This is a genomic window from Suilimivivens aceti (assembly GCF_025567405.1).
GTDB lineage: Bacteria > Bacillota > Clostridia > Lachnospirales > Lachnospiraceae > Suilimivivens > Suilimivivens aceti.
Map to the genome: position 1 here is coordinate 17,574 of NZ_JAOQKJ010000016.1, position 14,980 is coordinate 32,553.

At 47.7% G+C, this 14,980-nt stretch carries 11 protein-coding genes; 3 read left to right on the top strand and 8 right to left on the bottom strand.

What is annotated here, in order from left to right; all coding sequences use genetic code 11:
• Complete coding sequence (locus OCV77_RS14665) at positions 1-1,008, bottom strand: glycosyltransferase family 2 protein (protein WP_262575755.1); 1,008 nt, start codon at positions 1,006-1,008, stop codon at positions 1-3.
• Between the two features lie 108 nt (positions 1,009-1,116).
• Here OCV77_RS14665 and OCV77_RS14670 point away from each other — a divergent pair, with 108 nt between their 5' ends.
• A complete protein-coding gene (locus OCV77_RS14670) occupies positions 1,117-2,940 on the top strand; it encodes a DUF6020 family protein (RefSeq protein ID WP_262575756.1) in 1,824 nt (607 codons plus the stop codon).
• Positions 2,941-2,962: 22 nt separating this feature from the next.
• Here the strand turns inward: OCV77_RS14670 and OCV77_RS14675 are convergent, their stop codons facing one another.
• The 5 genes from OCV77_RS14675 to OCV77_RS14695 all read right to left on the bottom strand — a co-directional run bounded on the left by OCV77_RS14675 (position 2,963) and on the right by OCV77_RS14695 (position 8,633).
• Positions 2,963-3,685 (bottom strand): amino acid ABC transporter ATP-binding protein, encoded by a 723-nt coding sequence (locus OCV77_RS14675; RefSeq protein WP_262575757.1) that lies wholly within the window; start codon positions 3,683-3,685, stop codon positions 2,963-2,965.
• The gene (locus OCV77_RS14680; RefSeq protein WP_118799243.1) at positions 3,672-4,373 is read right to left on the bottom strand and encodes an amino acid ABC transporter permease; all 702 of its coding nucleotides are present in this window, start codon (positions 4,371-4,373) and stop codon (positions 3,672-3,674) included. Before OCV77_RS14680 ends, OCV77_RS14675 begins: the two co-directional genes overlap by 14 nt.
• Positions 4,374-4,469: 96 nt before the next feature.
• Positions 4,470-5,369: a basic amino acid ABC transporter substrate-binding protein gene (locus tag OCV77_RS14685; RefSeq protein ID WP_262575759.1), complete on the bottom strand. Its 900-nt coding sequence runs from the start codon at positions 5,367-5,369 to the stop codon at positions 4,470-4,472.
• A gap of 139 nt (positions 5,370-5,508) precedes the next feature.
• On the bottom strand, positions 5,509-7,317 hold the full coding sequence (locus tag OCV77_RS14690) for a hypothetical protein (RefSeq protein ID WP_262575760.1): 1,809 nt from the start codon (positions 7,315-7,317) through the stop codon (positions 5,509-5,511).
• A 230-nt stretch (positions 7,318-7,547) separates the two neighbouring features.
• Positions 7,548-8,633, bottom strand: a complete 1,086-nt coding sequence (locus tag OCV77_RS14695) for an acyltransferase family protein (protein WP_262575762.1) — start codon at positions 8,631-8,633, stop codon at positions 7,548-7,550.
• A 96-nt stretch (positions 8,634-8,729) separates the two neighbouring features.
• On the opposite strand from OCV77_RS14695, the gene OCV77_RS14700 reads away from it, so the two are divergent.
• Both OCV77_RS14700 and OCV77_RS14705 read left to right on the top strand, forming a co-directional pair.
• On the top strand, positions 8,730-9,776 hold the full coding sequence (locus OCV77_RS14700) for a hypothetical protein (RefSeq protein WP_262575764.1): 1,047 nt from the start codon (positions 8,730-8,732) through the stop codon (positions 9,774-9,776).
• Positions 9,777-9,792: 16 nt separating this feature from the next.
• Positions 9,793-11,391 (top strand): ArnT family glycosyltransferase, encoded by a 1,599-nt coding sequence (locus OCV77_RS14705; protein WP_262575765.1) that lies wholly within the window; start codon positions 9,793-9,795, stop codon positions 11,389-11,391.
• Here OCV77_RS14705 and OCV77_RS14710 read toward each other — a convergent pair.
• Positions 11,363-14,065: a translation factor GTPase family protein gene (locus OCV77_RS14710; protein WP_262575767.1), complete on the bottom strand. Its 2,703-nt coding sequence runs from the start codon at positions 14,063-14,065 to the stop codon at positions 11,363-11,365. The two genes, OCV77_RS14705 and OCV77_RS14710, sit on opposite strands and share 29 nt — an antisense overlap.
• Before the next feature lie 12 nt (positions 14,066-14,077).
• A complete protein-coding gene (locus OCV77_RS14715; RefSeq protein WP_262575768.1) occupies positions 14,078-14,959 on the bottom strand; it encodes an ROK family protein in 882 nt (293 codons plus the stop codon).
• Positions 14,960-14,980 lie beyond the last annotated feature (21 nt).

A 14,980-nucleotide genomic window follows, 5' to 3' on the forward strand; every position in this document is an offset into this window, starting at 1 on the left:
TTATTCTTCCTCCTGCGCTTCTTTTCTATATTGATCTGCAAGCTCCTGATTTCCAAGCCTTTCATAGCATTCTGCCAGCTTTTCCAGGGGGAATTGCTTCTGCATACGGATATTGAGGATCGCCCCCGTCTCATGGCAGGCATTATAATACCAGATAACAGCCTCTGTCAGAAGTCCCGCCTGTTCATAGTAATTTCCCAGTTCACAGCATACCTCACTGACACCCTCGCTGGCAATATCCTTCATGGCATACCGGTACATTTTCAGGTAATCTCCCCGGAGCCTTGCCGCCCTTACGATCACACAGACTGCTTCCTTTAAATGATAAAGCTCCAGCTCCCCGCTGTCTGCTCTTTCTGTAAAATAATCCTCAGAAAGCAGAAGATCCTCTTCTGTTCCCGACAGATACAGCTCCCTGGCATACATGGAAAGAAGCCTGTCACTGATCGTCCCCTTCTCTGTCAGTCTCCGGAAAGCGGCAAGATCTCTCTCTGCATGGCTTTCGTGGGGCTTATGGGTGATCTCAATATCGCTGTCATAGATCACCGGCATGGTACGCACAATCTCATGGATCGGATCCTCATACTGAAATGTCCGAAGCCTTTTAAAAAGCTTTGGACGCAGTTCCCTGTCAAAGTTGTAAACTGTTCCAAAGGCAAGCTGATTGCCGTAGTACATCTGTACGATCTCAATCTCAGGAAGCAGATTTTCCTTCAGCAGACGGAATTTCTCATGGTTTTCCTCATCCAGAACCTCATCAGCATCTGCGCTATAGATATAATCACAGCCTGCCATGGAAAAAGCGAAGTTTCTGGCCGCCGAAAAATCATCGATCCAGGCAAAGTCGTAGATCCTGTCCGTATACCTGGCTGCGATCTCCTTTGTCCGGTCTACAGAGCCGGTATCTACAATAATGATCTCATCCATCAGATCCCGGACAGTATCAAGGCACCTTGCCAGATGCTTCTCTTCATTTTTTACAATCATACAAAGGCTGATCGTTGGCATATTGTTTTCCTTTTGTTGGTTGACAGTTCACCCTCTTTTTTCTATGATAGGAAAGAGGATAATCAATTTAGTATAGCATAAAATTCCGCAAGAGAACAGGAGTTATTCATGAAGGTCAGCAGAAATGTAAGATTACTTATTCATATACTGGAAAGCTTCCTTACCACATGGGCGCTGATGAAGGCTGCCAGGCTGGAGCCCGGCAATATTCTGACCGGTGTTTTCTTTTTACTTTCTTTCTTCCTATACAGGCGGATCCACCACCGGATCAAGGATATGCCCTTCATGAGCTCTCTGCCTGCCGCACGGAATGCACTGATCCTTTCCCTGATGTTTTCTCTGATGTATATGCTGGTGGATGGGCACCACTATATCGAGCAGCTTACAAGCCGGCTCTACCAGGGTATCATCCTGCTTTCTGTATTTGCCGGCTTTACCATTCTTTTTTACGAGCTGCTGCTGTTCCTCTATTCGTATTCCTGCAACCGGGAAATGCTGCGTTATTATCTGTTTGAAAACGACCATACCGGCAGACTCTTTTCCTGCCGTTTTCCACGTTTAACCAGGACAGTCAATTTTCTTCAGGAGCTGTACCGCAGAAAAACCGGTCTTTGCAGCTTCTTCCTTTGTCTGCTCTGCTGGCTTCCCTATTTTCTTTATCAATATCCAGGTATCATGACACCAGACAGCATCAATCAGTATGAGCAGATCCTGGAACTTGTCCCTTACAGCAATCACCATCCACTTGCGCACACCCTGACCATAAAATTTTTCTACCAGATTGGCCTTCTCTTTACAAATAACAAAGTGATCGCTATCTCCTTTTATACTTTTGCGCAGATGTGCTTTCTCGCTTTTGCGGCAGCCTATCTGATCCGCACACTGAAGCAGTTTAGGGTACGTTCCCTGATCCTGTTTTTCATCACACTCTTTTATGCCCTTGTTCCCTATCATGCTGTCTTTTCCGTAACAATCTGGAAGGATATCCCTTTTGCGGGAGCTGTGCTTATCTTCAGCTGCTGCCTGCTCCGCATCTCCAGACAGATCACAATAAGGGAGCTTGTCACATTCACGCTTTCCGGGCTGATGCTCTGCCTGTTCCGTTCCAACGGCTGGTATGGCTTTTTATTCGCCCTTCCCTTCCTTCTGATCTATTACAGGAAAAAGGCACTGAAGCTCTATCCCTGTCTGGCAGTTATCGTATTGACCTCAGCAGTCATCAAATATCCCGTTATAAATGCTGCCCATGTGATCCAGCCGGATTTCATTGAATCCTGCTCCATACCTGTCCAGCAGATCGCTGCCGTGATCTGCAATGACAGAGAGATTGCTCCAGAGGATCTTGACCTGATCGAGCATGTAGTAGACCTGACATATATCAAGGAGCTTTACAATCCTACCTATGCCGACAATATCAAAGAGCTGGTACGTGCCGGAGACCAGAGCTATCTGACGAGCCATAAGTCAGAATTTCTGAACCTGTACCTGCGTCTTTTCGCTGCTTATCCCGGTGATTACATTCAGGCTTATGTCAATCAGACCTATGGCTACTGGTATCCCGATTCCTTCTATCTGGTAGCAGAAGCAGAAGGTGTCAGTGCCACCCAGTTTGGTGTCTCCCATACACCGCTGATCGGCGGTCCCTTTGTCGTAAAAGGAAAGGAGATTGCTATCAAAATGGGCAGCATGGTTCCCATCTACAGTCTCCTCTGGAGTATGGGTGTCATCTTCTGGGCTATGCTCTTTTCTATCAGCAATGCCTTTGTAAGAAAAGAAAAAGCAAAGCTCGTCTATTACCTGCCAAGCTTTGCCCTCTATCTCACGGTCATGATCGCCACTCCCGTGGCCACCGAATTCCGCTATGTTTATTTCATGGTATTTTCACTGCCATTCTATCTGATGACTGCTGTACTGGAAATGTCAGAGCATTAAGGAAATCCTTCTGCAGTGCTGTTTACAGTACCTTGGACAGGAACTCCTTCAGACGGTCACACCGGGGATTCGCGAAGAATTCTGCCGGTGTGTTCTCCTCCATGATCCTGCCTTCATCCATAAACAATACCTTCGTACCTACTTCTCTTGCAAATCCCATCTCATGGGTAACAACTACCATGGTCATACCCGTTTCTGCCAGCTCCTTCATAACAGCCAGAACCTCTCCTACCATCTCAGGATCCAGTGCTGATGTAGGTTCATCGAACAGCATCACTCTTGGATTCATGGCAAGGGACCGCACGATAGCAATCCTCTGCTTCTGTCCACCGGAAAGCTGGCTCGGATAAGCGTCTGCCTTTTCCCTAAGTCCTACTCTGTCAAGCAGCGTAAGCGCCTTCTCCGAAGCCTCTTCCTTACTCATCAGCTTCAGCTTCACTGGCGCCAGTGTGATATTATCCATAATGGTATGGTTATTGAACAGATTGAAGTTCTGGAATACCATTCCCATATGCTGTCTGATCCTGTCAATATTTACCTTTTCATCAGTAATGAGCTGTCCGTCAAACCAGATCTCACCGCTTGTCGGTGTTTCAAGAAGGTTCAGGCAGCGGAGAAAGGTGCTCTTACCGGAACCGGAGGGTCCTACGATAACAATCTTTTCTCCCTGGTGGACATGATAGCTCACCCCTTTTAATACATGGTTATTTTCAAATGTTTTATGCAGATCCTTAACGATTATCACTCTTACGCAGCCTCCTCTCCAGCTTATCCAACAGAATAGTCAGTATCTTAATGACAGTAAAGTAGATCACTGCTGCACCGATCAGCGGCATAAATGCTTCATAGGTTCTTGATGTGATCTGGTTGGCTGCCCTTGTCAGGTCAGTCAGGCTCACATAACCTACGATCGCTGTTTCCTTCAGCAGGACAATAAATTCATTACCGATCGGAGGAAGCACATTTTTGATTGCCTGGGGGATTACAATGTAGATCATGGTCTGTGCCTTGGAAAGCCCGAGGCTTCTTCCTGCCTCTGTCTGTCCCTTGTCCACGGCAAGGATTCCTGCACGGACAATTTCTGAAACATAGGCTCCACTGTTGATTCCAAAGGAAAGGCTGGCCACCAGTACACCGTTCTGTGAATTCTTCATGACGATGAACCACATGATCAGAAGCTGTAATACTGACGGGGTTCCCCTGATAACATCCACATAGATACCGGCGATCCTCGCCCAGATCGTCTTTTTGCCGTTCCGCTTCTGTGACAGACGCATCAAGGCTACCACTGTACCGATCACCATACCCAGAATTGCTGCAAACAGAGCAATTTCCAGTGTAACACCGAGTCCCTTAAAATAGAGTTTCCATCTGTCGCCCTCCACGAACGCAAGGACAAATTTCTTTCCCACTGAATCAAACCATTCCTGCATATGTTCTCCCTCAATCATACCTTTCTGACTGAAAGAGGATAGCATAGAATGCTATCCTCTTTGATCATCCTTATTTCCTATATTGTATCTTATTTTTTATTCAGCTTCAATATAAGTTTTTACAAGTTCATCAAAGGTACCATCAGCCTTCAGCTCATCAACGGCTCCATTGACAGCATCAGCAAGTGCGGTGTCTCCCTTGGGCAGTGCGATCGCATATTCCTCTGTCTCAAATCCAAACTGTGCACCTTCGATTGCCTTTACCTTGCCTTCGAACTTGGTCTCAAATACAAGTGCAGGATTCTTGTCGATGATAACAACGTCAACCTTGCCGTTTACCAGATCGTTAACAGCATCTACAGCCTTGTTGTACTGTGCCACGTTGCTTGTATATTCCTCTGCGATAAAATCACCTGTTGTACCCAGCTGGACACCGATTGTCTTATCCTTCAGGTCATCTGCTGTTGCGATATCAGAATCTGCAGAAACGATCACATACTGAACTGCTTCGTAATAAGGATTGGAGAAGTCTACGCTTTCCTTTCTCTCATCTGTTACTGTCATACCAGCTGCTGCGATATCGATCTTGCTGCCGATAGAAGATACCAGGGAAGCAAACTCCATATTCTCAATCTTAACCTCTACACCAAGCTTCTCACCGATTGCCTTGCAAAGAGCCATATCAAAGCCATCTGCCTCACCATTGTCATCTACATACTCGAAAGGCGGGAACTCTGCGTTGGTACCTACTGTCAGTACACCGTCTGCCAGTGCATCACTCTCAGCTGCCTCTGCAACCTCAGCTTCATCTGCTGCTTCCTCAACAGGTGTTTCTGCTTCAGCTGTTTCATCTGCAGAAGCTTCTGTTGCTTCTGTTGCTTCTGTTGCCTCTGTTGTCTCTGCCGCTTCATCTGTAGAAGCTGCTGTGCTTCCGCATGCAGTAAGCAGGCTCATTGTCATTGCCATTGTTACGACTGCTGCCAATACTTTTTTCATAATTTTCTCCTCCTGAAAATCTTGGGTGCATATTTATGCAACCAAATTATCTATCCTCGGGAATTATTCCCTTTGAATCATAGGTAGTCTATCACTTTCTCCAGGCAAAATCAAGTTCTTTATGCGAAACATGTGTATTTTATACAGTAATGACTATTTCCTTCTGAATCTGCACAGACACTGCCCTTTCTTCTTTCCGGACAAGCAGTTCCTCCTCTTTCTTAAACAGTCCGAACAGATCCGGTCTGATACGGTACCTGTTTGACACAGATCTTTCCACCGCAGATTCCGTGATCGTGAGCAGGTAACCATCCTCATCGAGCTTTACGGCATATCTGCCGAGATATTTCCATTTTCCCTGCCCCTGATCATTATAGACCCTTACACTCATACACAGAAAATAGATAAGTGCAGAAAGTCCCGTCAGTGTCAGTAATGCGCCAAAGGTGATACCAATCACCTTCACTGCCCCTGCTGACAGAATTTTTCCAATGATATTTCCACTGCCATTATCCTCCCTGCCGGTGATCTCCCCGGTTTCTATCTCACGGTTTGCTGCAATTTCAGGAAGCACTACAGTTTCTGTCTCTGCCAGCATATCCGGTATTTCTGTTTCTCCGGTTTCCCTCGGCCACCAGCTTCCGGTACTGCTGTCATCCTCTGTTTCTGCACCGCTGCCGCCATCACCATTTCCATTGCTGCCATGTCCTTTACCACCGGCAGTTTCCGGGACCCTTGAAGGTGCAGGTGTTGCTGATGGAGAAGGCGATGCTGATGGAGATGCGGAAGGAGAAGTGCCTGCGTCCTGGTCATTTCCGTCACCTCCATCGCCTCCGCTTCCATTTCCGCCATGGCTTCCATCACCATCATTCCCGCTACCGCTGCCGCCATCACCATTTCCACCACCGGAAGCCGGAACATAAATGCTGCTGATACTGATCGCTGCAGACAGATCTCCCTTGCTTACATCCTCATTGGTAATATCCACCTGAAAGCTATAATCCCCGTTTTTATCTACCACTGCTTCCAGATCATTGGATATCAGATTACCGCTTTTATCCTTCCAGCAGAAGGGATTTTCAGAAAGTGTCAGCTGCCCGCCGGTCAGATCCTCGAAAGCTGCCTTAACCGACGCTTTCTTTCTGTCCTCCATTGGCACCTCTGTCAATATGATTTTTCCTACTCTTGTCTGTTCATCCATACCACAGGCAAGCTTGTAACCATCAATGGTATCTGTCGTCTTTTGGCAGTCGAATTCATAGGAATCGATCGTCAGCCCCGGTTTCTTCTGACAGTCAAAGACATAGCTCTCCGGGGTTTCCTCTGTCTTACCGCACCCAAGGGTATATCTTTCAATGCTCCCTCCCCTGTTGCAGACCGTCACTGTATGCGTATGGGAGGAATTGGTTCCATGTATGGTCCTTCCACAGGACATCTCATAGTATTTGTAATCATGTCCCTCATAGTCTCCGTCAGAGGTGTCCCACCATCTCACTGTACTGCAGCCATATTCACTGCTTGATACCGTTTTATAGCAGCCTCCGGAATGACTGTGGTATACGGGTACAAAGCAGCCGCCTCCTTCCTGTGGATTGCCGCTGTGCTCATGGCAGATCGGTGTCTGATAGCAGATTCCTCCCTCTGCTTCACTGCCCTGATGGGCATGGTATATGGGCTTTCCATAGCAGGGACCGCCATCTTCTTCATTTCCCTGATGGGCATGATAAACAACCCCGTGATAACAGCCGCCTTCTGCTGTCTCGTTTCCGGCATGACAGTGGTACACATAATGAATGACCTGATTCTGCGGTGTCTCAGAGCCTTTCTCCTCTGCTTTCACATTCACCGGCACCAGGACTGCCAGCGTCAGGGCTGCTGCCACTGCAACAAACCTTTTTGACAGGTCATATACTTTTTTTCTTTTGTAGCGTACGATTCTCTTTTTCATTTTCTTTTCCTTTCGATACTCACATACATAAAATTTACAGCGTGTCTTCTTTTCTGTCCCGGAAGCATTTCCCGGTCTGTCCTATAAACAGCTTTCCGGCTGCAGACAACAAAAAGACCCGCCTATGCTTTCCATAGACAGGTCACTGTTTCCTTCTTCTGTTTTCTCTAATCGGTAAGTATAGTCAAGCATATCACCAGGCACCGGCTCTGTCAAGTGCGATTTCAGTGTCAATCTCTCCTGAGTCTTTCCACAGCAAAGGAGAACAGCAGCGGCAGACCAATCCCGGCAAAAAGATAGAGCCATTTGGCTGCCTCTGCGCCGCCTGGCAGATATACAAAGTTAATTTCCGAAAAATACATGGCAGCATCAAACTCCTGACATAACGGCGTCAGTCTGGATATCCAGTAGAATACTGTTTTCACCAGAAAAAACGCAAATATATGGTGCATCATAATAGAATAGGTATAGCGTCCGATCGTCACAAGCTTTCCTGCCAGAACAGGGATATCCTGCAGGATCCTTGCTACCCGCAGCCAGAAAGCAATCCCTGTGATCACCGTCAGATAGGGAATGAAGGGACCATTGGCAAAGCTGGTCACCCAGACTGCACTGAATGCCAGTCCTCCTGAAAAAACAGAGATCAACAGCTGAATTCCCATAACACCAGCAAAGTAAACCGCATGTGGCAGGGTATCCAGTCTTTCAAGCTTCTGCCTGTAGAGACAGCCAAGCTCATAGCCCGGCAGCATGAACAGCAGTCTCCCGGGTATCCTGTACCAGCCATATACATGACCGCCATCCGCAAGCCAGACCGTAAGGATACCGGCAAGAAGGCACAGGCTGAAAATCAGCCATTCATTGTTAAGACGGATGAGTGACAACACCTTTCTCATACAGACATTGATCACCTCGATCAGGAAGAGTACCGGCACAAACCATGCCGGGAACTGATACATAAACTGATGTCCCCCATCAAAGGGAGCCAGAACCAGTGAATAAAAAGACAGTTCCTGACCAATACTGAAGCCCGCATGATGCAGCACTGCCGCCAGCACACCATAGACCACATTGAATATATAATAAGGAAGAAGCAGTGATACCACTTTTCCGGCCAGGTAGCTTCCGATCCCTTTCTCTGCCTCCTTTTTATAAAAATAACCGGATACAAACAAAAAAATAAATACATGGAAGGAATAATAGGGAAACAGGCCTCCAACATCAAACACATTGAAGCCAAGATGTCCTGCCACGACCAGAATCATTCCGATTGCCGATAAAATCCGGAATTCTTTATTTTCATAATGTCCTGTCATATGCTTCTCCTTTGATACATGCCTTTTATCATCAGTATACAAAATTTTATTGTCATAAGGAAGTAAAATCTTTATAATAGCCTTATGGAAAAGAATATGAACTACACTTACAATTTTACTGCCGGATTTTGTCATCTGATGATACTGCTTCTTCCGGTCATTTTTTTATGCACCGGGTGTGGAAAAAAGGAGGCCACCTATTTCAATCCGGATACCGATCCCTATATCCGGGAATCTGACAGGATTGATTTTGATGTCTCCACCTTAAATGCAATTCCGGATAATCCGAATCCCACGTTAAGCGTCCCAACCTATATCACCAAGGTTAAAGATACCTACTTTATCGTGGACTGCTATCACAATCAGGTCATCTACAATGGAAATCTGACCGATCCGCTCTATGAATGGCGTATCATGGCCTCCGGTCTTGGCATGCCACACACCCTTGCCAGTGACGGCTTTGTCTATCTGATCGATGATACAGAGAATAACCGTGTACTTGTAATGGAAGAGGGTGTTAATGAAAACGGACAGTCTGTTTTTCTCCCCACACAGGAATTTACAGAAATCGGGGACAGACCTCATTATATTGTTTATGACGAAAAAACAAAAACCTTTTACGTCTGGAGCTCAGAAAGCGGTGAAATGTACCTGCTTCGCAGACCGGCCGATGATACCGGTCTTTATCTGACAGAGGTACGTTCCATTCCTTCGCTGAACGGTGTTTATGTAAGATCCTTCACCATAGAGGATGATACCATTTACTTTGTATCCGGTAATTCCTCCATTATCGAAGCAGAGCTTGATACCTTCAAGGTCAGGAAGGAATATCCCGTTCCGGACAGCATGTCCGGCATGGTACAGCTTACCTTTATCCGTGATTACTGCTACCTGACAATCTCAACAGATGCCACCGGCAATCAGGAATACGCGACCATGATCCGTGCCAGGAAGCTCTCAGACCTTGCAAAGGGAAGCTATGAGGATGTTTATGCTTCCTTTGTGGGTGGCGGCACTCCCTATTATATTTCCAGAATTGATGATACCTATTACCTGACAGAACACCGGCTTCCCGGCCACTCCATCTGGAGCTTTCAGGTAAATGACAAGAACGAGATCACAAATGTGACTACTATTTATTAAAGGATGCTTCTCTGCCATGAATAAAATCAAAAGCTTTTCTTTCAAACCTATGTCAGCCCTTACGGTGCAGCTTCTTCTGATCGTAGTTTTGTGCCTGTCTGGTGCTGTACTGCAGGGAAATGGTTTTCTTTCCATGACCCATTACCATCAGGTTTTCTTCCTGACGATATTGTTTCTTATCTACTTTGCCATGCTTTATAGCTTCCGGCTGAAAGGGCTGCTTTCCCATGAAGACACGGCTGTAACCATGATGATCCTGCTTGGTGTGCTCCTTCGGCTTTCCTATGTTCTTCTGTCCGGTCTGTATGACAGGCAGCATGATGCCGGTGCCTTCACCGGTATGGGTACTGACTTTATCAATCCGGGGCACATCGGCTATGTGGAATATATTTACAAATTCCATAAGCTTCCCGATATCAATCCGTATACTCTGTTTGGTTATTACCATCCACCCCTGCATCATATTCTGTCCTGTCTCTGGCTGCAGCTGAATATTTTCCTGGGGGTATCCGAGGCTCTTGCCTTTGAAAATCTGCAGATCCTGACGCTGCTGTACTCCTGTCTGTGTATGGTCGTAACATGGAGAACCCTGAAGCTTCTGAAGATAAGTGGAAAAGGCATGTATATCGCACTTGCCTTTCTTGTGTTCCATCCTGCTACGATCATCATGGCAGGCAGTGTCAACAACGATATGCTGACGATCCTGTTTATGAGCCTGACTCTGCTTTTTTCCTTACGCTTCATCCGGGATAAAAGCCTGAAAAATCTGGTATTTCTGGCTCTGATCATCGGCTTTGGCATGATCACGAAGCTGAACAGTGCCGTACTTGCCATCCCGCTTGCGATCATCTTCCTGATGCACTTCATCTCTGTGATACGCAAAAAGGACAAAAGGGAACTGCTGACATGGATCAGAAATTATGCAATCTTTGCCGTGATCGTAATGCCCATCGGCTTATCATGGATCATCCGGAATCTTGTCCGCTTCTCAGAAAAGCCCGGTGTACCGGTACCTGGAGAAACCTCTCCCATGTATACGGAGCCCTTTTCCCTCTGGGAACGGCTTGGGATCCCTTCCCTGTCACAGCTTCATCTGGACTTTCCGTTCCATCCGATCAGTGCAAAAGCCTGCTGCAATACCTGGGCGATCATGATGCATACCTCCCTGTTTGCCGAGGAATATCCTACGGATCTGTCCGATATTCTTCTGATCCTCTGCCAGGTGGTATTTGTGCTGGCGCTGATCATGGCTGTCCTGACGGCGGTGCTTCTTATTGCTGTGCTGTTAAATAAGCAGACCTGTCTGGAAGACCGGGTATTTCTGCTGACCGGCTATGTGATCATGTTGATCTCCTTTGCAGCCTTTGTTGTGATCTACCCTTATACCTGCAGCAGTGATTTCCGCTATGTAACAATATGCCTTATGTACATTTCCATTGCCCTTGGCCTTGGTAACAAGTACTATCTGCAGGGCAGCGGGGCTTCCAAAGACCAGGGCAGTCAAAAAGGAGCCACTAAAAAAGCTGCTCCTTTCCTGATGCATCTGATCAACGGCGGCATCCTCGCCATATTACTTCTGATTCAGATCATATATCTATTCTGGGAACGCTGGTAAGCTGGCGTTCCTTTTTTTCTTCCAGGATCCCTCTGGTCTGTTCCTTCTGTCTTTCCACATCTGCCTGCAGATCCCTGGATGATAAAAGCCGGCAGCCCTCTCCCCGGATGATGATCTGTTCAAGACCGTCAGAGGTTGCCACTGTGATCTGATATTTCTTACTGTTATCATGGGCAAAACGCTCTATATAGCGGTCTGCTGTTTCTGCCTCCTTCGTATATACCACATAAATATTGTGGTAAGCATAGGCTTCCTCCGGGTGTCCCTTTAACCGGTAGGCATCAAAGACCACGATCAGCCGGCAGCCCTTCATAGCCTGATAATCGCAGAGAATATCAAGAAGCCGGCCTCTCGCCCCATCCAGTGTCACTTTGGAAAGTGCACTCAGTTCTTCCCAGGCAAAGATCACATTGTAGCCATCCACCAGCAGATATTCCTCCTTCTTTGGCTGTCCCTGATAGACTCTCGTCGTAGCCTGCCTGGTTTCTGTACTGCGGCTCTGTCTCTGCCAGCCTTCCTTCTTTTTCTCTAGGCCTCTGCCGGCTCCTGTCGCCTGCTGCAGGATCGCATCGATCTCATCCGTTCCAAGGAAATATTCCCCACCGGATGCGCTTCGGTTTTCTTCCCTCTTTCTGGCAGCTTCCTTGCGCTTCTCCAGTTCCTCCTGAAACGCACTCTCCTCTATTGCCCTCCTGTCACCGGCAAAGCAGCTCTCCACGTGCATATATTCCTTTACCTGATTCCATGGCACCACAAAGCCTGCTCCATGGGAGCAGAATACAGAACCGGCAGGATTCCTTAGGTCTGCCTCCGGATCATAATGCCGCTCCTCAATCACCTCATCTGCATTATGGCAGGGCATATAGCCTTTCAGTCTGACAGTCAGATTTCCCTGACCTCTTGTATAGGCGTATACCTCCTTCTGATAGTCACGCATCGTTTCTACCGGGGCACAGCCCGTCAGCACGCAGCGCCCCTCTGCCCTTTCTGTCAGCGTAAAGTCAGCAAAAAGCTTTTCCATATCCGTCATGGCCCGTCCCGTCATTTCCTCCGGAATTTCCAGCCGGAATTCATAGTAAGGCTCCAGGAGCACGCTCATGGCCTCCATCAGTCCCTGTCTGACCGCACGGTAGGTTGCCTTCCGGAAATCACCACCCTCTGTATGCTTCTGATGTGCCCTGCCGGATACCAGTGTGATCTTCATGTCGGTGATCGCCGAGCCTGTCAGGACACCTCTGTGCTGCTTTTCCTCCAGATGGGTCAGGATCAGTCTCTGCCAGTTTCTGGCAAGGATATCCTCACTGCAGTCAGCCTCAAACTGCAGACCGCTCCCCGGCTCTCCCGGCTCAAGCAGAAGGTGTACCTCGGCATAATGCCGCAGAGGTTCAAAATGCCCTACTCCCTCTACCGTGTCGGCAATGGTTTCCTTATACACAATTCTTCCTTTTCCAAAAGCAATCTCCAGTCCAAAGCGTTCCCTGATCAGTACCTTCAGGATCTCCATCTGAACCTCGCCCATGACATGCACATGGATCTCCTTAAGCTCCTCTTCCCAGGTAAAGGACAGCGCCGGATCCTCTTCCTCCAGCTCCTTCAGCTTTGGCATCACCGCCATTGGATCTGTTCCTTCCGGAAGCAGCAGGCAATAACTCAATACCGGTGTCAGAAATGGGCTTTCCAGATTTTTCTCCATGCCAAGTCCCTGTCCCGCCATGGTTCCAAGCAGTCCTGTCACCGCGCAGACACTGCCTGCCACAGCCTCATTCACTGCTTCAAACCGTTCTCCTGAATAGACCCGGATCTGGTTCACCTTTTCTGTTTTATCCTCTGCACAGGTAAGCTCCATTTTGGCTTTCAATGTACCACCTGTGATCTTCATATGGGTCAGACGGCTGCCCTGGCTGTCCCTTGTTACCTTAAACACCCTTGCTCCAAATGCTTCCGGATACGTCTTCTCCGGCGCATAGGCTTCGATAGCGGAAAGAAGTGCTTCTATTCCCTGCAGGCGCAGCGCTGAACCAAACAGGCAGGGAAATACCTTCCGTTCTGCGATCTTTTCCCTGAGCTGCCCCTGACTGATCCTGCCATCTGTAAGAAAACTGTTTAACAGCTCCTCATCACATATGGCCACTGCTTCCATGGCTTCCTGCATATCCGCTTCCAGTGCTGCTCCTTTGCTTTCGGTAGCGGCCGTTCCCACAAGGGGCGTGAAATCCACGCAGTTTCCAGATAGCTGGTTCTGTATCCCTGCAAGGATCTTTTCCTGATCCGCTCCCGGCTGATCCATTTTGTTGACAAACAAAAAAACCGGCACCTGATAGCTTTCCAACAGCTTCCATAAGGTTCTGGTATGGCTCTGCACCCCGTCTGCTGCACTGATCAGCAGTACTGCTGCATCCAGTACCTGAAGGGTACGCTCCATTTCTGTGGAAAAATCTACATGTCCCGGTGTATCCAGTAACGTGATCCGAAGATCCTCATACGAAAAAACCGCCTGTTTGGAAAAGATCGTGATCCCTCTTTCCCTTTCCAGCTCGTAATTGTCAAGAAAGGCATCCTTCTTGTCTACTCTTCCTGCCTTCCTGATGGCGCCTGCAGTGAAAAGCAGCGCTTCGGAAAGCGTTGTTTTTCCTGCATCTACATGCGCCAGTATTCCCAGTGTTAATTGTTTCATGTCCGTCCTTTATCAACTGTTCTTTTCTTCAAAGGCTCTTCTTCCAAGCTCAAGAGCTCCCATGATCCCCTGATCATCATGGAGACTTGCCGGTACGATATAATGGTCAATATCCTCAAGCTCTTTGGTCTTGATATAACCGTTCAGCATTTCCTTTACATATGACCTGATCCTCGTGAAAAGCTGCTCCTGATGCATTACGCCGCCGCCAAGGATGATAAGCTGGGGCGCCAGTATCAGAATATAATCGGTCAGAGCCTGTGCCAGATAATAGGCTTCCAGATCCCAGACCTCATCTCGGTCCTGCAGCTCGATTCCCTTCTTTCCCCATCTCTCCTCAATGGCAGGACCTGCTGCCAGTCCTTCCAGACAGGTCTTGTGATAAGGACACTTGCCTTCGTAGTGATCATCCTCTCTCCTGCGCATCAGAATATGCCCGGCTTCCGGATGCAGCATGCCATGAAGGAGTTTTCCTTCTGCATAAACACCGGCACCTATACCAGTCCCAACTGTCAGATAAACAATGTTCTTCTTGCCCTTCGCCTGACCAAAGGTCACTTCACCAAGTGCAGAACCATTTACGTCCGTATCAAAGCCAACCGGACAGCAAAGGCATTCTTCAAAAGCCCCTACAATATTGTAATCCTTCCACGCCAGCTTGGGTGTGCTGGTAATATACCCGTAGGTCGGAGAATCCTTATCCGGATCGATCGGTCCAAAGCAGCCAATTCCCAGTGCTTCTATTTTTTTTGCCTTAAACCACTGAATCATTTCCGGCATGGTTGTCTCCGGTGTCTTGGTAGGGATCGAAATCTTCTCGAAAATCTCTCCCTTTTCATTGCCAATGGCGCATACCATTTTGGTTCCGCCAGCTTCCAGTGCTCCAATTCTCATAGTTTACCCTCCCGTTTGCCA

Excerpts from the sequence above, each read along its gene's own strand:
- OCV77_RS14670 (WP_262575756.1), top strand. The coding sequence starts at position 1,117 with ATGAAGGTCAGCAGAAATGTAAGATTACTTATTCATATACTGGAAAGC.
- OCV77_RS14665 (WP_262575755.1), bottom strand. The coding sequence starts at position 1,008 with ATGCCAACGATCAGCCTTTGTATGATTGTAAAAAATGAAGAGAAGCAT.
- OCV77_RS14685 (WP_262575759.1), bottom strand. The coding sequence starts at position 5,369 with ATGAAAAAAGTATTGGCAGCAGTCGTAACAATGGCAATGACAATGAGC.
- OCV77_RS14710 (WP_262575767.1), bottom strand. The coding sequence starts at position 14,065 with ATGAAACAATTAACACTGGGAATACTGGCGCATGTAGATGCAGGAAAA.
- OCV77_RS14695 (WP_262575762.1), bottom strand. The coding sequence starts at position 8,633 with ATGACAGGACATTATGAAAATAAAGAATTCCGGATTTTATCGGCAATC.
- OCV77_RS14690 (WP_262575760.1), bottom strand. The coding sequence starts at position 7,317 with ATGAAAAAGAGAATCGTACGCTACAAAAGAAAAAAAGTATATGACCTG.
- OCV77_RS14715 (WP_262575768.1), bottom strand. The coding sequence starts at position 14,959 with ATGAGAATTGGAGCACTGGAAGCTGGCGGAACCAAAATGGTATGCGCC.
- OCV77_RS14700 (WP_262575764.1), top strand. The coding sequence starts at position 8,730 with ATGAACTACACTTACAATTTTACTGCCGGATTTTGTCATCTGATGATA.
- OCV77_RS14705 (WP_262575765.1), top strand. The coding sequence starts at position 9,793 with ATGAATAAAATCAAAAGCTTTTCTTTCAAACCTATGTCAGCCCTTACG.
- OCV77_RS14680 (WP_118799243.1), bottom strand. The coding sequence starts at position 4,373 with ATGCAGGAATGGTTTGATTCAGTGGGAAAGAAATTTGTCCTTGCGTTC.